Raw genomic sequence first — 20526 nt, forward strand, 5'->3', positions numbered from 1 at the left:
GGTGGACCGAGCCGTAGTAGGGCAGCACGCGCGTGACGCGCTCGGCGACCGTCGTCAGCGCCGCCGCTCGCACCGCCGCCGCGTCTCGCGCCGCCGCCTCTGCCGCCGCCAGGACGACCGCCTCTTCGCGGAGCGGGCATCAGCTGTTCGGGACCAGTTCGGGGCCGGCGGCGCCGTCGCGGACGGTCCAGCCGAGGGCTGTCAGCTCGTCACGCAGCGCGTCGGCAGCCGCGAAGTCACGCGCCGCACGGGCCGCTTCTCGCCTCACCAGCAATTCTTGTGCCGCCTCATCAGGACCATCGGTGGCATCGCCTCCGTCAAGCAGGGTGTCGAGCGCCAGCACCTGCAGCAGCTCGCGCAGATCGTCGCCGCCGACCGTCTCGCCGGCTTCCAGCAGGCGGTTGGCGCCGCGGACCCAGTCGAACACGAGCGCGAGCGCTCTCGGCGTGTTGAAGTCGTCGGCGAGCGCGGCGAAGAACTGCTCGCGCAGCGGCGCCAGCTCGGCCGGCGCGGCGCCGTCGGACAGCCGCCGCCCCAGCTCGCGGATCCGCTGCGCCGCTCTGCCGGCCTCCTCCAGCCGCTCGCCGGAGTAGGAGATCGGCTGGCGGTAGTGGCCGCCGACGAAGAACAGCACGAGCGCGTCACGGCCGTGGGTCGCGAGCGCCTCGTGCAGCAGGAAGATGTTGCCGACCGACTTGGCCATCTTCTCGCCGTCGAGCCGCACCATCCCGTTGTGCATCCAGATGCGCGCGAGCGACTCGCCGTGCGCGGCGCAGGTCTGCGCGGCCTCGTTCTCGTGGTGCGGGAAGACGAGGTCCGAGCCGCCGCCGTGGACGTCGAAGCCGACGCCGAGCAGCTGCTCGGCCATCGCGGAGCACTCGATGTGCCAGCCGGGGCGGCCTCTCCCCCACGGCGTCTCCCAGGAGGTGTCCTCGCCCTCCTTCCACGCCTTCCACAAGGCGAAGTCGAGCGGGTCGCGCTTCAGAGAGGGGTGAGTGGGATCTGGTTTTCCCTCGCCCTGGTCCATCTGCTCGACGTCGCGGTGCGACAGCTCGCCGTAACGCGGGTAGGAGCGGACGTCGAAGTAGACGTCGCCCTCGACCGCGTAGGCGTGGCCGCGCTCGATCAGCCGCTCGATCAGCGCGACCATCTCGGCGATCGTCGCTCTCGCCTTCGGCTCGTGATCGGGCCGGCCGAGGCCGAGGCCGTCGGTGTCGGCGACGTAGTGGGCGGTCATCTCGGTCGCGAGCTGCTCGCTCGGGACCCCGGCCGCGCGCGCGGCGTCGTAGATCTTGTCGTTGACGTCGGTGACGTTTGCGACGAACGTGACGGCGAAGCCCTCGTGCTCGAGGAACCGCTTGAAGAGCGAGAAGACGACGAACGGGCGCGCGTTGCCGACGTGGACGCGGCCGTAGACGGTCGGCCCGCAGGCGTAGATCGAGACTCTCCCCGGGTCGCGGGGTTCGAGCGGCAGGACTCTGCCGCTCAACGTGTCGTGGATCGTGATCGTGCGGGTCATGAGCCCGTCAACCCTACCGAGCCGATCGAGTTCCCGGAGCTTCAGTCGTCGGGGCGCGTCAGCGTCGCGATCGCAAGCGCGGCCGCGCCCTCGACGCGGCCGACGAAGCCCATCCCCTCGCCGCGCGTCGCCTTGACGTTCACACGCGCGAGCGGCAGCTCCAGCGCGCCGGCGAGGTTCTCGCACATCGCCGGCTTGTGCGGCAGCAGCTTCGGCCGCTCCATCAGCACGGTCGCGTCGACGTGGGCGATCTCGACGCCGCCGACGGCGACCAGCTCGCGCGTCGAGCGCAGCAGGTCGAGCGAGTCAGCCCCTCTCCAGCGCTCGTCGGTGTCGGGGAAGTGCTCGCCGATGTCGCCGAGGCCGGCGGCGCCGAGCAGCGCATCGATCACCGCGTGCGTCAGCACGTCGGCGTCGGAGTGGCCGAGCAGCCCGACCTCGGACGGGATCGTGACGCCGCCGACGATCAGCGGCCGTCCGGCGGCGAATCTGTGCACGTCCCAGCCGATGCCGGTGGCGACCATCGTCACAGGCCTCCCCAGATGACCGGCCGGCGAATCACGCCGCGCCGATCGGCTCCAGCCGCCGCTGGCGCTTGTCGAAGACGGCCAGCTCTCTGACCCCGAAGCCGGCGAGCCACTCGACGGTCGACTCGTACTCCCAGCCGATGTGCTCGGGCAGATGGGCGTCGCTGGAGAGCGCGACCGGGCAGCCGGCGTCGAGCAGCAGCTCGAGGAAGCCCTCGGCGGGGTAGCGCTCGCCGACCGGCTTGCGCAGGCCGGCGGTCGAGATCTCGACCGCGATCCCGGACTCGGCGATCGCCTCGACCGCGATCTCGTAGTAGCGGCGCAGGTCGCCGTCGGGCTTGGGGCGGTTGGTGCCCCACACCTTCACGAGGTCGGGGTGGGCGAGGATGTCGTAGAGGCCGGAGCGGGCGCACTCGGCAAGCGTCTCGAAGTAGCGCGTCCAGACCTTCTCGGGCGACTCGAAGGTCGTGCGCCAGACGTCCCACTCGCCCGGCATGTCGACGGCATGGTCGCGCACGAAGTGGACCGAGCCGACGACGTAGTCCCACTCGCGCGCCTCGAGCAGGTTGCCCATCTGGTCCTCGCGACCGGGGATGAAGTCGGCCTCGATGCCGAGCTTGAGGTCGGTCTGCTCGCGCACGAACTGGCAGTAGGCGTCGATGTCCTCGCCCGCCTGGCTCTGCCAGAACGGATGCTGCCACACCTCCAGCGCCTGCTCGAAGCGGTAGATGTGCTCGGAGACGCCCAGCTCGGCGATGCCGCGCTCGGCGGCGGCCTCGCGGTAGCGCTCGGCGTTGGCGGGGACGAAGTACCTGTCGGCGGTCGTGCCGGGCTCGTCGGGGCGCAGGTGGACGTGGTAGTCGGTCAGCATCGTTCTTCCAGGAGGAGGGCTGCGAGGCGGAGGTCGAGCGGGTTGGTCACCTTGAGGTTCTCGCGCGGGGACTCTACGAGGTGCACGCGGCCGCCGGTCTGCTCGACGATCCCGGCGTCGTCGGTCGCCGCCGCGAGCACCGCGTCGGGCAGCGCGAGCGCGCGCCGCAGCGCGGCGCGGCGGAAGACCTGCGGCGTCTGCACCGCCCACAGCGCGCTGCGGTCGAGCGTCGCCTCGACGTGCAGGCCGGGCGCGTCGGCGTGGACGCGCTTGATCGTGTCGACGACCGGCGCGGCGGCGACGACGGCGTCGGCGCCGGTGTGGTCGAGCGCGTCGAGCGAGGCCTGCACGATCTCCGGCGTCAGCAGCGGCCGGGCGGCGTCGTGGACGACGATCGCCTCGTCGTCGGGGCCGTCGCCCGCGGCCGCGAGCGCGGCGCGGACGGAGTGCGAGCGCTCGGCCCCGCCGGCGACGCCGACGGTTCCGGCAGGGGCCTGCTCGCCGGCAGGCAGCGCAACGACGATCCGCTCGACGGCCGGCACGGAGCGCAGCGCGTCAAGCGACCATTCGAGCATGGGACGGCCCGCCAGCATGACGAACGCCTTGGGACCGGCGGCCCCAAGGCGTTCTCCACGACCGGCGGCCACGAGCAGGGCGACCGCCATTCTTCGATTCCAGCTGCTGGGCCGCTACTCCGCCCCGACAGCCACCTTGCCGTTGGCAGAGGCGGCGAGCAGGTCGTCGAGGTGCTCCTCGGCCTGCGACTCCTCCATCTCCAGCGCGTACATCAGCTCCGAGGCGAGGATCTTCTTCGCGCGCGTGAACATCTGCTTCTCACCAGTCGACAGGCCCTTCTCCGCCTCTCGGATGGCGAGATTTCGCACGACCTCGGCCAGCTCGTAGATGTCGCCGGTCTTGATCTTGTCGCGGTTGTGCTTGAAGCGCCGGTTCCAGTTCTTCGGCATCTCCGAGCACTCGTCGGCGAGCACGCCGAGCACTCTCTTGACGGTCTCCTCGTCGATCACGCGGCGAAGTCCGGCGACCGCAGCGTTCTCGGTCGGGACCATCACGGTCATGTCGTTGTGGAGGATCTTGATCGTCAGGTACTCACGGGTCTCCCCGAGAATCTCCTTGTCCTCCTTCTTGAGGACCTGCCCGGCACCGTGATGCGGGTAGACGACGTTGTCGCCGATCTCGAACTCGATGTGCTCGACCTCGATGGTGAGGTTGTCGAGTTCCTCGAGCTGCTCTTCGCTCAGGTCAGTGATGGTCGTCCTCCTTGTGTCCAAGCAGTCAGGATCCGCAGGCCCTCAGGTCTGCAGGTACCGATCCACCAGGTTGATCTCCTGCTGTCGGCGAAGGCCCTCGCGGATGTCCTTCGCCCGGATCTCGCCGACGCCGTCGACGGTTTCGAGCTCGCCGTCGGTCGCTGCGAGCATCTCCTCCAGCCCCCCGAACTCCTGCACGATGCGCTGCACGACGAGGCGCGGCAGCCGCGGGATGCGACCGAGGATCCGGTAGCCCCGCGGGGAGACGGGATAGTCAAGTGTGTTGACCTTGCGGTCGTAGCCGAGCAGCTCGGCGAGGCGGCCGAAGTCGAGCAGGTCCTGGTGCGGGAGCCGCACCAGCTGATCGAACGCGACCGCGAAGTTCTCGTCGTTGTCCTCGGCGAGGTAGTCGTGCACGAGCGCCGACTTGTCGCCCGCGACGCCGACCATCGTCTCGTCGAGCTGCATCTCGATCAGGCGCCCCTCGGTGCCCAGCTCGACGATGTAGCGCTCGATCTCGACGCCCATCCGCGTTACCAGCTCGGCGCGCTGGAGGACGGTCAGGACGTCGTGCAGCGTCGCGCCGCCCTCGAACTCGAGCGCCGTCAGGCGGGTCGAGACCTGGTCGAGGCGGCTGCGGTACTTGTCGAGCGTCGCCAGCGCCTGGTTGGCCTTCGCCAGCACGACGGGGATGTCCTCGAGCATGTACTTCGCGCCGTCGACGTAGAGCGAGACGACCTCTCTGCGCTGCGAGACCGCGATCACGAGCGCCTCGGTCTGCTTCGAGATGCGCTCCGCCGTGCGGTGGCGGGTGCCGGTCTCGAGCGTGAGGATCGTCGGGTCGGGCGTCAACTGCACGTTGGCCCAGACGATCTTGGTGGCGTTGGCGTTGAGCACCAGCGCGCCATCCATCTTCGCCAGCTGGTAGAGAAACGCCGGCGTGTAATCGATGTCGAGCTTCAGTCCGCCCGAGAAGAGGAACGAGAGGTCGTCAGCGTCGCCCATCACTATCAGCGCGCCGGTGCGCGCGTGGACGATGTTGTCGATACCCTCGCGCAACGACGTGCCGGGGGCGACCATCTCGAGTGCCTTGACGAGCCGGGGCTCTTGGCGAGACTCGAGCTCGTCTTTGAGCTCTTCCCCGGTACGCGGCGCCATAGAAACACCATTCTACCGGGTTTTTCCGCGATTTTCGGCGGGATGGAGGGATTCGTGGACAGAAAACGAACGCCGCGGGAAACGCCGGCGTCCGCGGAACCCGCCGACGCGCCCGCCGTCAGGCCGCTCGCGGCCGCTCGCGCGCGGGCAGCGCCGCCCGCAGCGCGGCTCGCAATGAACCGGCTTCGGGAGTCACGATCGTTCCCAAACCGAACTTGCGCGCCTCCGCGACCCGCCGCTCCGGATGCGCGACCGTGCGCAGCTCACCAGTGAGGCCGAGCTCACCAAAACAGGCCAGCGGCGGGCCTGGCGCAGGTCCGTCCGACGCCTCGCCGGCGGCCGCGGACGGCGCGCCCGCAGCGCCCTCGCGCCCCGCGACGCCCCCGCGCAGCGCCACCCCGCGCGAGGCGCTCGCGACCGCGAGCGCGACCGCGAGGTCGGCGCCCGGCTCGTCGACGCGGACGCCGCCGACGACGTTGACGAAGACGTCGGCGGTCCCGAGCGAGACGCCGGCATGGCGCGTCAGCACGGCCAGCACGAGCGCGAGCCGGTTGCGATCGATGCCGCTCACGACGCGGCGCGGCGGCACCAGCTCCGACGGCGACACGAGCGCCTGCACCTCGACCAGCAGCGGCCGCGAGCCCTCCATCGCGCACAGCACGACCGAGCCGGGCGCATGGGTCGCCTCGCCGACGAAGCGGGCGGAGGCGTCGAGCACCTCGACCAGCCCGTCCTGCTTCATCTCGAAGACGCCGGCCTCGCTGGTCGAGCCGAAGCGGTTCTTGAGCGCGCGCAGCGTGCGGTAGGTGCGCTCGCGCTCGCCCTCGAACTGCAGCACGCAGTCGACCAGGTGCTCGAGCACGCGCGGGCCGGCGAGCGCGCCCTCCTTCGTCACGTGGCCGACGAGCAGGACGGCGATCCGGTGCTGCTTGGCGACGCGCATGATCTCACCGGCGACCTCGCGCACCTGCCCGACCGAGCCGGGCGCGCCGGTCAGCTCGGCGGCGTGCAGCGTCTGGACCGAGTCGATCACGCAGACCTCCGGCCGCTCGCGCTCCAGCGTCGCCAGCACGGCGGCGAGGTCGGTCTCGGCGATCACGGGGATCTCCAGCGCCGCCTGCGACAGCCGCTCGGCGCGCAGCTTGATCTGCGCCGCCGACTCCTCCGCCGAGACGTAGAGCGTCCTGCGGCCGGCGCCGGTCAGGTTCGCGAGCGCCATCGTCGTCAGCGTCGACTTGCCGATGCCGGGCGAGCCGCCGATCAGCACCAGCGAGCCGGGCACGATCCCGCCGCCGAGCACGCGGTCGAGCTCGCCTATCCCGGTCGCCAGCCGCGCGACCTCGGTCGCCTCGACGCTGCCGAGCCGCGTCGGCGTGACCGCCGCCCCGCCGCGCGAGGCCCCGACGCCGCCGCGCGCGCCGGCCGGGCCGCTCGCACGCGCGGGCGCGCGGACCTCCTCGACGAGCGTGTTCCACTCGCCGCAGCCGGGACATCTGCCGGCCCAGCGCGGCGTCTCGTGCGCGCACGCGGAGCAGACGTGGACGGTGGTCGCGCGAGCCATGGCGCAACGGAAGCTACCGACCGCGCCGGACGAACACGCGTTCGCGCGGAAGTCTGCGGCGGAGCCACTCCGGTGGAGGGCAAACGCCGCAGACTTCGCGGGCGGCGGGCGGCGGGCGGCGGGCGGCGGCTCAGCGCGTCGCGTCGAGCGCGGCCGTCAGGTCGCGCGCGAGGTCGTCGGCGTCCTCGATCCCGACGCTGAGGCGGATCAGGCCCTCGGGCACGTCGCCGTAGCCCCAGCGGGCGCGCCGCTCGGCCATCGTGTGGACCGAGCCGAAGCTGGTCGCCTCGATGATCAGCTCGGAGCGCTCCAGCAGCGCCCGCGCGCGCGAGGCCGAGCCGACGTCGAACGTCAGCACGGTGCCGAAGCCCGTCATCTGCCCGCGAGCGCGCGCGTGCGCGGGGTCCGACGGCAGCCCTGGGTAGCGGACCGCCACGACGTCGTCCCCCACGCGCGCCGCCAGCAGCTGCGCCAGCGCCAGCGCCGTCGCCGTCTGCCGCTCCAGCCGCACGTCGAGCGTCGCCAGCGAGCGATGCGCCAGCCACGCCTCGAACGGCCCGAGCACGGCGCCGGAGCGGTCGCGCCACTGTCTGATCGCGGCGGCAATCGTCTCGTCGCGGGTCGCGACCGTGCCGAGCAGCAGGTCGCCGTGGCCGGTCAGGTGCTTGGAGCCGCTCAGCAGCGTCACGTCGGCGCCCAGCTCCAGCGGCCGCTGGCCGAACGGCGTCGCGAGCGTGTTGTCGACGACCAGCCGCCCGTGCGCGGTGGCGCGCATCGCCGCGGCGACCGCGCGCACGTCGACGACGTCGAGCCCCGGGTTGTCGGGCGTCTCGACCAGCACGAGCGCGGCGCCGTCGGCGGCGGCGACGACCGCGGCGGTGTCGGTCGGCACCAGCCGCACCTCGACCCCGAGCGCGGCCAGCTCGCCGGTCGCCAGCAGCTGCGCGGTCGGGTACGCCTCTTCCTGCACGACGATCACGTCGCCGGCGCGCAGCAGCGGGAACAGCACCGCCGAGATCGCGGCCGAGCCGGACGGGAAGACGAACGCGCGGATCTCGCCGCCGCCCTCCAGCTCCGCGACCGCCCGTTCGAGCGCGACGGTCGTCGGGTTGCCGTAGCGGGCGTAGCCGTACTGCTCCTCGTAGACGTCGTCGCCGGCGAGGTGGTACGGCGCGGCGAAGGTCGGTCCAGGCAGCAGCGGCTGGCCCTGCTGCGGCGCCGGCAGGCCGGCGTGGACGGCGCGTGTGCCGTCGGCCCACTCAGCCATGCCGGGCCGCCCGCACGCACGACGTGAAGCCGCTCGCCTTGTGCGCCGCGTCGCAGAACGGCTTCGTGTGCGACTGGCCGCAGCGGCAGAGGACGATCGGCCGCCCCGGCTCGGGGTTGGCGATCTCGTTCCCGTCAGGATCGACGAGCCGCACCGGTCCGCTGACCTTGTACGGACCGTCGTCGCGGACTCTGATCTCTACGCGCGCGTCGTCCATCCCGAGCACGCTAGCAGCGCCCGGAACGCAGAACGGGGCGGCCGAATGGCCGCCCCGTTCGGGAACCTCAGGTGAGCGTCGCGGCTACTTGTCGGCCGACTCGCCGCCGTCGGCGGAGGCCTCGGCCTCCGGCGCCGCCGGCGCCTCGTCGGACGAGCCGCCCTCGGCGCCGACGCCGACCGGCGTCGGGGCCGGCTGCGGCGCGACGATCTCGATGATCACGTCGCCGCGCTCGTCGCCCTCGGGCGCGCGGTCGACCATCACCGTGCCGCCGGGGATCAGCTCCGAGCGGAGCACGAAGTCGGCGAGCGGGTCCTCGATGTATCTCTGGATCGCGCGACGCAGCGGACGGGCGCCCATGGCGGGATCCCAGCCTCTGTCGACGAGCAGGTCCTTCGCCTCGTCGGTCAGCTCCAGCTGCAGCTCGCGCTCGGCCAGCGAGGCGCGGATCCGCAGCAGCAGCAGGTCGACGATCTCCTTGATCTCTTCCTTGGCCAGCTTGTGGAAGACGATCACGTCGTCGATGCGGTTGAGGAACTCGGGCCGGAAGACCTTCTTCAGCTCGCCCATGATCCGCGTCTTCATGTCGTCGTACGTGATGCCGGTCTCGTCATCGGAGATGGCGAAGCCGAGCGGCGTGTTCCGAGCGATCTCGGACGCGCCGATGTTCGACGTCATGATCACGATCGCGTGGCGGAAGTCGACCGTGCGACCCTGCGCATCGGTCAGCCGCCCGTCCTCGAGGATCTGCAGCAGGATGTTGAAGACGTCCGGGTGGGCCTTCTCGATCTCGTCGAGCAGGAGCACCGAGTACGGCTTGCGCCGCACGGCCTCGGTCAGCTGACCGCCCTCGTCGTAGCCGATGTAGCCGGGAGGCGAGCCGACGAGACGCGAGACGGCGTGCTTCTCCATGTACTCGGACATGTCGATGCGGACCATCGCGTCCTCGTCGCCGAAGAGGAACTCGGCGAGCGTGCGCGCCAGCTCCGTCTTGCCGACGCCGGAGGGGCCGAGGAAGATGAAGGAGCCCGTGGGCCGCTTCGGATCCTTGAGGCCGGCGCGCGAGCGGCGGATCGCCTTCGAGATGACCTCGACGGCGGCGTGCTGCCCGATGACGCGCTTGTGCAGCTCCTCCTCCATGCGCATCAGCTTCGCCGTCTCAGCCTCGGTCAGCTTGAAGACGGGGATGCCGGTCCACATCGAGACGATGTCGGCGATCTCCTCCTCGCCGATCGAGGGGCGCTCGCCGGACTCGCCGGACTCCCACTGCTCCTCGAGCTCGCGCTTTCTCTGCGTCAGGCGGCGCTCCTGATCGCGCAGGTTCGCGGCCTTCTCGAACTCCTGCGCCTCGATCGCGGCCTCCTTGTTGCGCCGCGTCGTCTCGATCTCCTCTTCGAGATCGCGATACACGGGCGGGGAGGTCATCGACTTGATCCGCATGCGGGCCGCGGCCTCGTCGATCAGGTCGATCGCCTTGTCCGGCAGGAAGCGGTCCGAGATGTAGCGGTCGGCGAGGTCGGCGGCGGCCGTCAGCGCCTCGTCGGTGATGTTGACCTTGTGGTGCGCCTCGTAGCGGTCGCGCAGACCCTGGAGGATCTGGAAGGTCTCGTCGGTCGACGGCGGGTCGACGCGGATCTGCTGGAAGCGCCGTTCGAGCGCGGCGTCGCGCTCGAGGTACTTGCGGTACTCCTCCAGCGTCGTCGCGCCGATCGTCTGCAGCTCGCCGCGCGCGAGCGCCGGCTTCAGGATCGAGGCGGCGTCGATCGCGCCCTCGGCGGCGCCGGCGCCGACGAGGTTGTGCAGCTCGTCGATGAAGAGGATGATGTCGCCGCGCTGGGTGATCTCCTTCATCACCTTCTTGAGGCGCTCCTCGAACTCGCCGCGGTACTTCGAGCCGGCGACGAGCGCGGCCAGGTCGAGCGTGTAGATCTGCTTGCCCTTCAGCAGCTCCGGCACGTCGGCGTTGGTGATGCGCTGCGCGAGGCCCTCGACGACGGCCGTCTTGCCGACGCCCGGCTCGCCGATCAGGACCGGGTTGTTCTTCTGGCGGCGCGAGAGGATCTGCATGATCCGCTCGACCTCGGTCTCGCGACCGACGACCGGGTCCAGCTTGCCTTCGGAGGCGAGCTTGGTGAGGTTGCGGCCGAACTGGTCCAGCAGCTTGGAGGACTTCTTGCCCTCGCCCTGCTGACCAGCGGCGCCGGCCGCCGCACCCGAACCGCTGCTGGCGCCCTGGCGGCGACCGCCAGGACCGGACAGCATGCGGATGACCTCGTTGCGGATCTTCTCCGAGTCCGCGTCGAAGTCGAGCAGGATGCGGGCAGCGACACCCTCGTTCTCGCGCACGAGGCCGAGAAGGATGTGCTCGGTGCCGATGTAGTTGTGCCCGAGGCTGAGTGCCTCGCGCAAAGCCAGTTCCAGGACCTTCTTCGCACGAGGCGTGAAGGGGATCTGACCGGACGTCACCTCTTCACCGGAGCCGACGATGCGCACGACCTGCGCACGCACGCGCTCGACGGTGATGTCAAGGCTCTCGAGCACCCGGGCGGCAAGCCCCTCTTCCTCACGCAGGAGGCCGAGGAGGATGTGCTCCGTCCCGATGTAGTTGTGCTTGAGCGTCCGGGCCTCCTCTTGGGCGAGGACGACCACTTGGCGGGCTCGCTCTGTGAATCGCTCGAACATGGGTGCGACGTTCCTTCCCTACGGGCGGGTGAGGCGGGATCTTTCAGAGGACTGCGAATGCTCCCGCATACACGGATCATCGGCCGCAATGCAACAGATGATGAGCGCTGGGGTTCGTTCGCCGGGCATACGTCAGTCTACCAACAGGGCGGATGGCCACAGGGGGCGAACTTCTGATACCCGCGTTCGCCCGTCCGCACTAGTCGCGCATTGCAGGGAAGAGCACGATCTCGCGGATCGATCTGCGCCCCGTCAGCAGCATCACGAGGCGGTCGATCCCGAGCCCGACGCCGCCCGTCGGCGGCATTCCCTGCTCCAGCGCCTGCAGGTACGCCTCGTCATACGGCTGCGCCTCCTCGTCGCCGGCCTCGGCGTCCGCGCGCTGCTGCTCGAAGCGGCGGCGCTGGTCGTCCGGGTCGTTCAGCTCCGTGAACGCGTTCGCGATCTCCATCCCGTTCACATACGCCTCGAAGCGCTCGACGAGGCGGTCGTCCTCGCGATGGCGCTTCGCGAACGGCGACAGCTCGACCGGGTAGTCGAACAGGAAGGTCGGCTCGATCAGCGTCGGCTCGACGTGCTTGGTGACGAGCTCGTCGACGAGCTGGGCCCAGGTGTCGTCGGGCGGGACTCTCATCCCCTTCGCCGCCATCGCCGCGGCCAGCTCGTCGCGGGTCGGGTGGGCGAGGATGTCGATCCCGCTGCGGTCGAGGATCGCGCCCTGGAGCGTCTCGCGTCTCCACGGCGGCGAGAGGTCGACGGCGCCGTCGTAGCCGGCCGCCGCGGCAGCCGCGGCGACGAGCCGCTCGGTCCGCTGCGCCATGTCCTGGTAGTCGGCGTAGGCCTCGTAGAACTCGACCATCGTGAACTCGGGGTTGTGCTTGTGCGAGATCCCCTCGTTGCGGAAGTCCTTGCCGATCTCGTAGACCCGCTCCAGGCCGCCGACGATCAGCCGCTTGAGGTACAGCTCGGTCGCGATCCGCAGGTAGAGGTCGCGGCCGAGCGCGTTGTGGTGGGTCGTGAACGGGCGCGCCGCCGCGCCGCCGTAGAGCGGCTGCAGGACCGGCGTCTCGACCTCGACGTAGCCGTTGCCGTCGAGGAAGGCGCGCACGGCCGAGACGATTCTCGCCCGCGCGATGAAGAGGTTGCGCGTCTCCTCGGAGGAGAGCAGGTCGACCTCGCGGTGGCGGTAGCGCGTCTCGACGTCCTGCACGCCGTGGTGCTTCTCCGGCGGCGGCCGCAGCGACTTCGCCAGCAGCGTCCAGCCGTCGATCCGCAGCGACAGCTCGCCGCGGCGGGAGCGGAAGACCGTCCCGTCGACGCCGAGCAGGTCGCCGAGGTCGAGCGAGACGAGCCGGTCCAGCGACTCCTGGCCGAGCACGTCGACGCGCGCGTGCAGCTGGATCCGGCCGGAGCGGTCGACGAGGTCGAGGAAGGCGGCCTTCCCCTGACCGCGGCGGGCCGCGAGGCGGCCGGCGACGCGGAACCGGTCCTCGGTCTCGCCGCCGTCCTCCAGCTCGTCGTAGCCGGCCTTCACGTCGGCGATCGGCGTGACGCCGTCGAAGTCGTGCGGGAACGGGTCGATCCCCTCCGAGCGCAGGCGCTCGAGCTTCTGGCGGCGGGCGGCGAGGAGCGCGGTCGTCTCCTCGCCGGCGGACGCGGCGGACCCTCTGTCGTCGTCGGCCATCTCGAAGGCCGCGCTACGCGAGGCCGACGTCGATCTTCTTGATCTTCAGCTCGCGCTGCTTGCCGTTGGGCAGCTGCACGGTGACCGTCTGGCCGGCCTTGGCGCCGATCAGCGCCTTGCCGACGGGCGACTCGTTGGAGAGCTTGCGCTCGGCCGGGTTGGCCTCGGAGGAGCCGACGATCGTGTACGTCGCGCTCTTGCCGGAGTCCTCGACCTCGACCGAGGAGCCGATCCCGACGACGTCGGTGTTGATGTCGCCGGCGTCGATGACCGTCGCGGAGCGCAGCTTCTCCTCGAGGTTGGCGATCTTCGTCTCGAGCATCGCCTGCTCGTTCTTCGCGTCGTCGTACTCGGCGTTCTCGGAGATGTCGCCGAACTCGCGCGCCTCCTTGATGCGGGCCGCGACCTCTCGCCGCTTTTCCGTCGAGAGATACTCGAGCTCGTGCTTGAGTCTCGTGAGACCGTCCGGCGTGAGGATGACGTCCTTGGGCATAGGCGTGACCTTGGAGGTGCGGTGGTGAGCAATGCGCGCCGAGCCTGACAAGGAAAAACCCGCACTGGGCGGGATTCCGGTCCAATCAAGGCGACGGGGCGCGACAGTATAGCGCCGCGCTGCTAAGCGCTCGGTAAGCCTGACAACAAGGGTGGACGGTCAGGCGGCGGCAAGCTGTTCGATGCCGAAGGCGGCGCGCGCCTGCTCGACGCTCTCGGTCCGCTGCAGGCGGTCCTGCAGCTCGGCCCCCTCGCCCAGCCGCTCGACGTACCAGGGGTAGAACTTGCGCAGGTAGCGGGCGGCGCGATCGGGGCCGAGATGCTCGACGGCGCGGTCCAGCACCCAGTCGACCTCGGTCAGGATCTCATCGCGCGTCGGCTCGCCCTCGCGCACGCCGAGCACCTGCTCGAACAGCCACGGGTTGCCGAGCGAGCCGCGCGCCAGCAGAACCGCCTCGGCGCCGGTGTACTCGAACACCTCTCTGACGCGCTCGGCGCTTCTGAGGCCGCCGGAGATCAGCACCGGCACCGGCAGCTCCTCGACCAGCCGCTTGGCGAGGTCGTAGTCCGGTCTGCCTCTGTGCTGCTGGGAGGCGTGGCGCGGGTGGATGCAGAGCCCGGCGATGCCGGCGTCGGCGACGAGCCGGTAGGCCAGCTCGATGCCGTGCTGGTCGCCAGGGCGCAGGCCGGGACGCAGCTTGACGGTGACCGGCAGGCCCGAGCCCTCGCGCGCCGCGACGGCGAGCGCGACGGCCAGCTCCGGGTCCTTCACCAGCGCCGCGCCGGCGCCGGTCTTGCAGACCTTCGGGACCGGGCAGCCCATGTTGAGGTCGATCAGGTTGGCGCCGGTCGCGGCCGCCGTGGCCGCGGCGGAGCGCATGATCTCCGGGTCGTTGCCGAACAGCTGGATCGAGACGGGGCCTCTGACCTGCTCCTCCGGGTGGACCCGCAGCAGCTCCGTGCAGGTCTTCTCGTTGCCGTAGTGGATCGCGTGGCTGGAGACCATCTCCGAGACCGCGAGGCCGGCGCCGTAGCGCTTCGCCTGCAGGCGCACGAACCAGTTGCCGATGCCGGCCAGCGGGGCCAGCACGACGCGGTTGGGGATCTCGACGCCGCCGAGCGTCCAGGAGTCATGGAGGGAGCGCATCGCTCCCTAGGGTAGCTAGGTGTTGCGCTCGTGCAGCAGGCGCAGGCCGGTCAGCGTCAGCAGGTCGTCGGTCTCGTCGATCTCCTCGGTGAAGGGGACGATCGCCTGCGCGAGGCCGCCGGTCGCGATCGTCGCCGTCTCCTGCCCGAGCTCGGCCCGCAGCCGCCGCACGATCCCGTCGACCTGGCCGGCGAAGCCGTAGACGATGCCGGAGCGGATCGCGTCGACGGTCGTCTTGCCGATCAGCGCGCGCGGCTCGACCAGGTCGATCTTCGGCAGCGCGGCGGCGCGCTCGGTCAGCGCCTCCATCGAGATCTCGACGCCCGGCGCGATGATCCCGCCGAGGTACTCGCCCTCCTCGGAGACCGGGTCGTACGTGATCGCGGTGCCGAAGTCGACGACGACGCAGGCGCCGCCGATCCGCTCGAAGGCGGCGACGGCGTTGACGAGCCGGTCGGCGCCGATCTCGCGCGGGTTCTCGTAGCGGATCGGCATGCCGGTGCGGATGCCGGGGCCGACGACGACCGTGCCGTGGCCGAGGTAGCGCTCGCCGACGACGCGCCACTCCGAGCCCAGCTGCGGGACCGTCGAGGAGACGATCGAGGCGTCGACGTCCCTGAACGAGAGGCCGCGCAGCTGCAGCAGGTTGGCGAGCTTGGCGCCGAGCTCGTCGGCGGTCGACTCGCGCACCGTGGCGAAGCGCCAGTGCTGCGTCAGCTCCTCGCCGTCGAAGGTTCCGAAGTGGGTCTGCGTGTTGCCGACGTCGAGCACGAGAAGCATGGGCGCGACAGTATCGCCGCTGCGGCAGCGACGCGACCGGTCACGTCGACCGACGCGAAAGCGGTGCAGTGAGGCGTATGCTCGCGCGATGGCTCACGTGCTCTACGAGATCCACGGCTCGCACCCCTGCGTCGCCGTCGAACGGGCGCTCCAGCTCAAGCGCCAGCCGTACAAGCTGCGCGAGCTGCCGCCGGCGTTTCACGTGCCGCTGCAGTGGCTGCGCTTCCGCAGACTGACCGTGCCGGTGCTGGTGCTCGGCAGCGGCGAGACGCTGATCGGCTCGACGACGATCCTCCACCGGCTCGACGAGCTGGTGCCGGAGCCGTCGCTGCTGCCGGCCGACCCGGCCGCGCGGGCGCGCGTCGAGGAGGCCGAGCGGTGGGGCGACGAGGTCCTGCAGCCGGCCGTGCGGCGGATGATCTGGCTCGGCATCAAGCGCAACCCGCACGCGCTGAAGGGCTACGCGAAGGGCTCCAAGCTGCCGGTCCCGGGGCCGCTGCAGACGCCGACCGCGCGGCTCGTCTGCCGCCTCGCGGGCTGGCGCAACAGAGCCGACGCGGCGACGCTGCAGGCCGACAGCGCGGCGATCCCCGGCTGGCTGGACCACGTCGACGAGCTGATCGCCGAGGGCGTCGTCGGCGGCCCGCAGCCGAACGCGGCCGACCTCCAGATCGGCTCCAGCCTGCGGCTGCTCGGCACCTTCGCCGACGTCTGGCCGCAGCTGTCGGCGCGGCCGGCGTGGCAGCTGGCGCGGCGCGCCTTCCCGAGCTACCCGGGCGAGGGCGAGATCCCGCCGGGGACCTACCCGATCGCGACGCCGGCTCCTGCGCTCGCGGCGGCCGCGGCCGCTTAGACCAGCGGGCCGCCGGCGAGCCGCACGTCGTCTCTCTCGCCGTCCGGCAGGGCGGCGAGCGCGTCGGCGAGGCGAGTGCCGTCGGGCAGGCGCAGCTCGGGGTCGAGGTCGAGCAGCGGCACGAGCACGAAGCGGCGGCTGGTGACCTCGCGGTGCGGCAGTCTCAGCCGCTGCGAGGCGTACTCGACGTCGCCGAGCAGCAGCAGGTCGACGTCGATCGGCCGCGGGCCGTGTCTGACGTAGCCGGGGCTGCTCTGGGCGACGCGGCCCAGCTCCTGCTCGACGGCCTTGCAGGCGTCCAGCAGCGGCTCGGGCTCCAGCACGGTCGCGATCCGCAGGCAGGCGTTGAGGAAGTCCGGCTGGTCGAGGATCTCGCCGACCGGATCGGTCTCGTAGGTCGAGGAGGAGGCGAGCACGCGCACGCCGTGAGCCGGCAGCGCCGCGACGGCGGCCGCGAGGTTGTCCCGCGGCACGCCGATGTTGGAACCGAGCCCGAGGTAGCCGATCCGCTCCGGCACGCGCTGCTAGCCGTCGGCCTCGCGGAAGACCTCGACCGAGACGTCCTCGACCGGCAGCGGGATCGGCGGCTCCGGCTTGGAGGCCTTCACCCACACCGTCTCGGCGTCGTACTGGTCGAGCAGGCGGTCGGCGATCGCGGTGCAGAGCCGCTCCAGCGTTCTGTACGAGCGCTGCTGCGCGACGAGCGCGACGACCTGGCAGACCTCGCCGTAGTCGATCGTGTCCTCGACGCGGTCGGTGATCGTGGCGTCGCAGTCGCCGACCTCGAGCCTGAGGTCGAGCAGGAGCCGCTGACCGATCTCGCGCTCGGCGGCGGAGACGCCGTGGTGGGTGTAGAGCGAGAGGCCGTTGATCTCGATCGTGACGACCGGCTCCGACGGGGCGTCCTCGTCGTCCAGCTCGTCGTCGAGGTCGTCCTCGAACTCGTCGGGCTCGTCGTTGGAGTCTTCAGGGCTCATGGTCGGCGGACCGTAGCAGCAGCGACCGTGAGCGCGTCTCTGAGCGGCGCGACGTCGTGGACGCGGAAGATCCGCGCCCCGCGCTCGAACGCGAGCACGTTGGCGGCGAGCGTCGCCGGCAGGCGGTCGCCGACCTCGCGGCCGGTCAGTCTGCCGAGGAACGACTTGCGCGAGACGCCGACCAGCAGCGGCCGTCCGAGCGCGGCCAGCTCCGGCAGCCGCGCCAGCAGCTCGACGTTGTGGTCGACCGTCTTGCCGAAGCCGATCCCGGGGTCGAGCTGGATCCGCTCCTCCGGCACGCCGGCGGCGATCGCGAACGCCATCCGCTCCTCCAGGAACGCCTTCACGTCGGAGACGACGTCGTCGTAGGCCGGCGCCCGCTGCATCGTGCGCGGCTCGCCGCGCATGTGCATCAGGCAGCAGTCGAGCCCGCGGTCGGCGACGAGGCCGGCGATCTCGGGGTCGTGGCGGAAGGCGGTGACGTCGTTGACGTAGCTGGCGCCGGCGTCGACGGCGGCCTCCGCGACCGACAGCTTGATCGTGTCGATCGAGATCTGCGCGCGCGTGCCGCCGGCTGTCAGCGCCTCGATCACGGGCACGACGCGGCGGCGCTCCTCCGCGGCCGGGACCGGATCTGCGCCGGGCCGCGTCGACTCGCCGCCGAGGTCGAGGATCGCGGCGCCCTCGGCCTCCAGCTCACGCGCGTGCGCGACGGCGGCCGCGCTGTCGAGGTAGCGGCCGCCGTCGGAGAAGGAGTCGGGCGTCGCGTTGACGATGCCCATGATGCGAAACGGGGCCGCCCCGTCGGGGCGGCCCGCAACGGCTGCGTCAGGCAAGCTCGGGCTTGTCCGGCCCGTCGAGACCGCGCAGCTCCGTCGTGCCGCCGGCGAGGCCGGGGCGCGGGAGCGGCCGCGGCGTGTCGCGCGGGCGCTCGGAGGCGGCGCTCGGGACCTCCGGCGGCGGCGGCGCCTCGGTGCCGAAGACGTCCTCCTCGGTGCGTCCCTCCAGCAGCGCCTCGAACTGCGCCTTCTCGATCGTCTCGCGCTTGATCAGGATCTCGGAGATGTACTCGAGTCTCTCGCGGTGCTCGGTGAGGATGTCCTTCGCCGACTGGTGCGCCGACTCGACGATGCGGCGGATCTCGTCGTCGATCTCACGCGCGATCTCGTCCGAGTAGTCGGGCTCGGAGCTGAACTCGCGGCCGAGGAACGGCTGGCCGTGGTCGTGCCCGAAGACGCGCGGGCCGAGCTTCTCGCTCATGCCGAAGCGCATCACCATCTGCTTGGCGGTGCCGGTGACCTTCTCGAGGTCGTTGGAGGCGCCGGTCGTGATCTCGCCGAAGACGATCTCCTCCGCGGCACGGCCGCCGAGCGTCATCGCCATCGTGTCCTTCAGCGCCGCGCGCGTCGTGAGGAACTTGTCCTCCTGCGGCATCGAGATCGTGTAGCCGAGCGCCTGGCCGCGGCCGATCACGGAGATCTTGTGGACCGGGTCGGCGTGCTCGAGAAAGTGGCCGACGATCGCGTGGCCCATCTCGTGGTACGCCGTGATCTTGCGCTCCTCGTCGCTCATCACCCGGGTCTTCTTCTCCGGGCCGGCGATCACGCGCATGATCCCCTCTTCGAGCTCGACCTGGGTGATCTCGCGCTTGCCCGTGCGGGCGGCGAGCAGGGCGGCCTCGTTGACGAGGTTGGCGAGGTCGGCGCCGGTGAAGCCGGGCGTCTGGCCGGCGAGCGTGTCGACGTCGATGTCGCGCGCGAGCGGCTTGCCGCGCGTGTGCACCTCGAGGATCTTCGCGCGGCCCTTGCGGTCGGGCCGGTCGACGGTGATCTGGCGGTCGAAGCGGCCGGGGCGCAGGAGGGCGGGATCGAGGATGTCGGGCCGGTTGGTGGCCGCGATCATGATGATGTTGTCCTTCGCCTCGAAGCCGTCCATCTCGACGAGCAGCTGGTTGAGCGTCTGCTCGCGCTCGTCGTGACCGCCGCCCATGCCGGCGCCGCGGTGACGGCCGACGGCGTCGATCTCGTCCATGAAGATGATGCAGGGCGAGTTCTGCTTCGCCTGCTCGAACAGGTCGCGGACGCGCGAGGCGCCGACGCCGACGAACATCTCGACGAAGTCAGAGCCGGAGATCGAGAAGAACGGCACGCCGGCCTCGCCTGCGACGGCGCGGGCGAGCAGCGTCTTGCCGGTGCCGGGAGGGCCGTACAGCAGCACGCCCTTCGGGATCCGCGCGCCGAGCGCCTGGAACTTCTTCGGGTTCTCGAGGAACTCCTTGATCTCGTGCAGCTCCTCGACCGCCTCGTCGGCGCCCGCGACGTCGCGGAAGGTGATCTTCGGGCTGTCGACCGACAGGCGCTTGGCTCTGCTCTTGCCGAACGACATCACCTTCGAGCCGCCACCCTGGACCTGGTTCATCAAGAAGATCCAGAAGCCGATGAAGATCAGGAACGGCAGCACGTACGTCAGCAGGGACAGCCAGCCGTTGGACTTTCTGCCCTCGATGTCGAAGGTGACTCTCTGCTCCTGCAGCTCGTTGACCAGCGAGTTGCCGTCCTCCGGCACGTAGCCGAGCTCGTGCTTCTCGTTCGCGGGGCTTCTCAGCGTCACCTCGAGCGTGTTGTCACGCGTCTTGATGACCGCGGATCTGACGTTGTTGTCCGAGAGATCCTGCTGGAAGGTCGAGTAGTCGTATCTCGGCCCTGAGTCACCAGTGTTGATGAGCCGCTGGGCGAAGAAGGCCAGCACGACCACGATCAGGATCGGGAATGCGGCGCTCTTGAAGAACCTGCTCATGGATGGCTTCCCGGCGCCCTCGGCGCCGCTGTGACGGTGGACGGGTGAAGCAAGCCTAGCATCTGTCTTTTCCCGTTCCCGCAGGCTTCGCTGCACGTCGGAACGGAGTTCTCCCTGCATCGGCAGGGAGCACCGGGAACCTGAGCGTCCCGCTCGGCGACAGTCAGATCGCTTGGTCCTGCTCGACCTTCAACGCGGCGACGTACGGCAGGTTGCGGTACCGCTCGCCGTGGTCGAGGCCGTAGCCGATCGCGAACTTGTCGGCGATCTCGAAGCCGACGTAGCGCGGCGAGAGGTCGACGCGACGGCGCTCGGGCTTGGTCAGCAGCGCGCAGACGGCCAGCGAGGCCGGCCCGCGGGCTCTCAGGTTGCGCAGCAGGTACTGCAGCGTCAGGCCCGAGTCGACGATGTCCTCGACGATGATCACGTCGCGGCCCTCGATCGAGGCGTCGAGGTCCTTGAGGATCCGCACCACCCCGGAGGTCTGGGTCGCCGAGCCGTACGAGGAGACGGCCATGAAGTCGACCTCGCAGGGGACCTCGAGCGACCGCATCAGGTCGGCGAGGAAGAAGACCGCGCCCTTCAGGACGCAGACGAGCAGCGGCTCTCTGCCCTCGTAGTCGCGGGAGATCTCCCGCGCCAGCTCGCGCACTCGGTGCTGCAGGTCGTCCGGCTGGACGAGGATCTCGCCGATCGCGGCGTCACGCGTGGAAGCCATACGGGGCGG

Annotated in this window: 20 protein-coding genes; 1 reads left to right on the plus strand and 19 read right to left on the minus strand. The window is 70.8% G+C overall.

Annotation, left to right across the window (positions count from 1 at the left end):
• Window positions 1–139: 139 nt before the first annotated feature.
• The 14 genes from cysS to Q7L73_RS24460 all read right to left on the minus strand — a co-directional run bounded on the left by cysS (window position 140) and on the right by Q7L73_RS24460 (window position 15173).
• On the minus strand, window positions 140–1519 hold the full coding sequence (cysS, locus tag Q7L73_RS24395) for a cysteine--tRNA ligase (RefSeq protein WP_304695313.1): 1380 nt from the start codon (window positions 1517–1519) through the stop codon (window positions 140–142).
• Between the two features lie 41 nt (window positions 1520–1560).
• Complete coding sequence (ispF, locus tag Q7L73_RS24400) at window positions 1561–2043, minus strand: 2-C-methyl-D-erythritol 2,4-cyclodiphosphate synthase (RefSeq protein WP_304695315.1); 483 nt, start codon at window positions 2041–2043, stop codon at window positions 1561–1563.
• 34 nt (window positions 2044–2077) lie between these two features.
• A complete protein-coding gene (locus Q7L73_RS24405; RefSeq protein WP_304695317.1) occupies window positions 2078–2917 on the minus strand; it encodes a histidinol-phosphatase in 840 nt (279 codons plus the stop codon).
• Window positions 2911–3582, minus strand: a complete 672-nt coding sequence (gene ispD, locus Q7L73_RS24410) for a 2-C-methyl-D-erythritol 4-phosphate cytidylyltransferase (RefSeq protein ID WP_304695319.1) — start codon at window positions 3580–3582, stop codon at window positions 2911–2913. Before ispD ends, Q7L73_RS24405 begins: the two co-directional genes overlap by 7 nt.
• A 24-nt stretch (window positions 3583–3606) precedes the next feature.
• A complete protein-coding gene (locus Q7L73_RS24415) occupies window positions 3607–4206 on the minus strand; it encodes a CarD family transcriptional regulator (RefSeq protein ID WP_304695321.1) in 600 nt (199 codons plus the stop codon).
• Between the two features lie 21 nt (window positions 4207–4227).
• Window positions 4228–5343, minus strand: a complete 1116-nt coding sequence (gene disA, locus Q7L73_RS24420) for a DNA integrity scanning diadenylate cyclase DisA (RefSeq protein WP_304695323.1) — start codon at window positions 5341–5343, stop codon at window positions 4228–4230.
• Window positions 5344–5461: 118 nt separating this feature from the next.
• Window positions 5462–6904 carry a DNA repair protein RadA gene (radA, locus tag Q7L73_RS24425; protein WP_304695325.1) on the minus strand — a complete coding sequence of 481 codons (1443 nt, stop codon included), beginning with the start codon at window positions 6902–6904 and terminating at the stop codon, window positions 5462–5464.
• A gap of 130 nt (window positions 6905–7034) precedes the next feature.
• Entirely contained in the window at window positions 7035–8171 is a 1137-nt protein-coding gene (locus tag Q7L73_RS24430) for a cystathionine gamma-lyase (RefSeq protein WP_304695327.1), read from the minus strand.
• Window positions 8164–8388, minus strand: a complete 225-nt coding sequence (locus tag Q7L73_RS24435; RefSeq protein WP_304695329.1) for a CDGSH iron-sulfur domain-containing protein — start codon at window positions 8386–8388, stop codon at window positions 8164–8166. The genes Q7L73_RS24430 and Q7L73_RS24435 overlap by 8 nt, the downstream gene beginning before the upstream one ends.
• 84 nt (window positions 8389–8472) lie before the next feature.
• The gene (locus Q7L73_RS24440) at window positions 8473–11070 is read right to left on the minus strand and encodes an ATP-dependent Clp protease ATP-binding subunit (RefSeq protein WP_304695331.1); all 2598 of its coding nucleotides are present in this window, start codon (window positions 11068–11070) and stop codon (window positions 8473–8475) included.
• Window positions 11071–11269: 199 nt separating this feature from the next.
• A complete protein-coding gene (gene lysS / locus Q7L73_RS24445; protein ID WP_304695333.1) occupies window positions 11270–12754 on the minus strand; it encodes a lysine--tRNA ligase in 1485 nt (494 codons plus the stop codon).
• 13 nt (window positions 12755–12767) lie between these two features.
• Window positions 12768–13247, minus strand: a complete 480-nt coding sequence (greA, locus tag Q7L73_RS24450; protein WP_304695335.1) for a transcription elongation factor GreA — start codon at window positions 13245–13247, stop codon at window positions 12768–12770.
• Between the two features lie 159 nt (window positions 13248–13406).
• A complete protein-coding gene (locus Q7L73_RS24455; RefSeq protein WP_304695337.1) occupies window positions 13407–14393 on the minus strand; it encodes a tRNA-dihydrouridine synthase in 987 nt (328 codons plus the stop codon).
• Window positions 14394–14408: 15 nt separating this feature from the next.
• The gene (locus tag Q7L73_RS24460) at window positions 14409–15173 is read right to left on the minus strand and encodes a type III pantothenate kinase (protein ID WP_304695338.1); all 765 of its coding nucleotides are present in this window, start codon (window positions 15171–15173) and stop codon (window positions 14409–14411) included.
• Window positions 15174–15261: 88 nt separating this feature from the next.
• Here Q7L73_RS24460 and Q7L73_RS24465 point away from each other — a divergent pair, with 88 nt between their 5' ends.
• Window positions 15262–16026, plus strand: coding sequence for a glutathione S-transferase family protein (locus Q7L73_RS24465; protein ID WP_304695340.1), 765 nt, complete (start codon window positions 15262–15264; stop codon window positions 16024–16026).
• Here the strand turns inward: Q7L73_RS24465 and folK are convergent.
• The 5 genes from folK to hpt all read right to left on the minus strand — a co-directional run bounded on the left by folK (window position 16023) and on the right by hpt (window position 20517).
• On the minus strand, window positions 16023–16544 hold the full coding sequence (folK, locus tag Q7L73_RS24470; RefSeq protein ID WP_304695341.1) for a 2-amino-4-hydroxy-6-hydroxymethyldihydropteridine diphosphokinase: 522 nt from the start codon (window positions 16542–16544) through the stop codon (window positions 16023–16025). The two genes, Q7L73_RS24465 and folK, sit on opposite strands and share 4 nt — an antisense overlap.
• 6 nt (window positions 16545–16550) lie before the next feature.
• Window positions 16551–17003: a dihydroneopterin aldolase gene (folB, locus tag Q7L73_RS24475; protein WP_304695343.1), complete on the minus strand. Its 453-nt coding sequence runs from the start codon at window positions 17001–17003 to the stop codon at window positions 16551–16553.
• A complete protein-coding gene (gene folP, locus Q7L73_RS24480; RefSeq protein ID WP_304695345.1) occupies window positions 17000–17785 on the minus strand; it encodes a dihydropteroate synthase in 786 nt (261 codons plus the stop codon). The genes folB and folP overlap by 4 nt, the downstream gene beginning before the upstream one ends.
• A gap of 46 nt (window positions 17786–17831) precedes the next feature.
• The gene (ftsH, locus tag Q7L73_RS24485; RefSeq protein WP_304695347.1) at window positions 17832–19799 is read right to left on the minus strand and encodes an ATP-dependent zinc metalloprotease FtsH; all 1968 of its coding nucleotides are present in this window, start codon (window positions 19797–19799) and stop codon (window positions 17832–17834) included.
• 163 nt (window positions 19800–19962) lie between these two features.
• Window positions 19963–20517: a hypoxanthine phosphoribosyltransferase gene (hpt, locus tag Q7L73_RS24490; RefSeq protein WP_304695349.1), complete on the minus strand. Its 555-nt coding sequence runs from the start codon at window positions 20515–20517 to the stop codon at window positions 19963–19965.
• Between the last annotated feature and the right edge of the window lie 9 nt (window positions 20518–20526).

Source organism: Conexibacter sp. CPCC 205762 (genome assembly GCF_030646155.1).
In the GTDB taxonomy this organism is placed as follows: Bacteria; Actinomycetota; Thermoleophilia; order Solirubrobacterales; family Solirubrobacteraceae; genus Conexibacter.

Coding starts and splice junctions, on each gene's coding strand:
- cysS (WP_304695313.1), bottom strand. CDS start 1,519: ATGACCCGCACGATCACGATCCACGACACGTTGAGCGGCAGAGTCCTG.
- ispF (WP_304695315.1), bottom strand. CDS start 2,043: ATGGTCGCCACCGGCATCGGCTGGGACGTGCACAGATTCGCCGCCGGA.
- Q7L73_RS24405 (WP_304695317.1), bottom strand. CDS start 2,917: ATGCTGACCGACTACCACGTCCACCTGCGCCCCGACGAGCCCGGCACG.
- ispD (WP_304695319.1), bottom strand. CDS start 3,582: ATGGCGGTCGCCCTGCTCGTGGCCGCCGGTCGTGGAGAACGCCTTGGG.
- disA (WP_304695323.1), bottom strand. CDS start 5,343: ATGGCGCCGCGTACCGGGGAAGAGCTCAAAGACGAGCTCGAGTCTCGC.
- radA (WP_304695325.1), bottom strand. CDS start 6,904: ATGGCTCGCGCGACCACCGTCCACGTCTGCTCCGCGTGCGCGCACGAG.
- Q7L73_RS24430 (WP_304695327.1), bottom strand. CDS start 8,171: ATGGCTGAGTGGGCCGACGGCACACGCGCCGTCCACGCCGGCCTGCCG.
- Q7L73_RS24435 (WP_304695329.1), bottom strand. CDS start 8,388: ATGGACGACGCGCGCGTAGAGATCAGAGTCCGCGACGACGGTCCGTAC.
- Q7L73_RS24440 (WP_304695331.1), bottom strand. CDS start 11,070: ATGTTCGAGCGATTCACAGAGCGAGCCCGCCAAGTGGTCGTCCTCGCC.
- lysS (WP_304695333.1), bottom strand. CDS start 12,754: ATGGCCGACGACGACAGAGGGTCCGCCGCGTCCGCCGGCGAGGAGACG.
- greA (WP_304695335.1), bottom strand. CDS start 13,247: ATGCCCAAGGACGTCATCCTCACGCCGGACGGTCTCACGAGACTCAAG.
- Q7L73_RS24455 (WP_304695337.1), bottom strand. CDS start 14,393: ATGCGCTCCCTCCATGACTCCTGGACGCTCGGCGGCGTCGAGATCCCC.
- Q7L73_RS24460 (WP_304695338.1), bottom strand. CDS start 15,173: ATGCTTCTCGTGCTCGACGTCGGCAACACGCAGACCCACTTCGGAACC.
- Q7L73_RS24465 (WP_304695340.1), top strand. CDS start 15,262: ATGGCTCACGTGCTCTACGAGATCCACGGCTCGCACCCCTGCGTCGCC.
- folB (WP_304695343.1), bottom strand. CDS start 17,003: ATGAGCCCTGAAGACTCCAACGACGAGCCCGACGAGTTCGAGGACGAC.
- folP (WP_304695345.1), bottom strand. CDS start 17,785: ATGGGCATCGTCAACGCGACGCCCGACTCCTTCTCCGACGGCGGCCGC.
- ftsH (WP_304695347.1), bottom strand. CDS start 19,799: ATGAGCAGGTTCTTCAAGAGCGCCGCATTCCCGATCCTGATCGTGGTC.
- hpt (WP_304695349.1), bottom strand. CDS start 20,517: ATGGCTTCCACGCGTGACGCCGCGATCGGCGAGATCCTCGTCCAGCCG.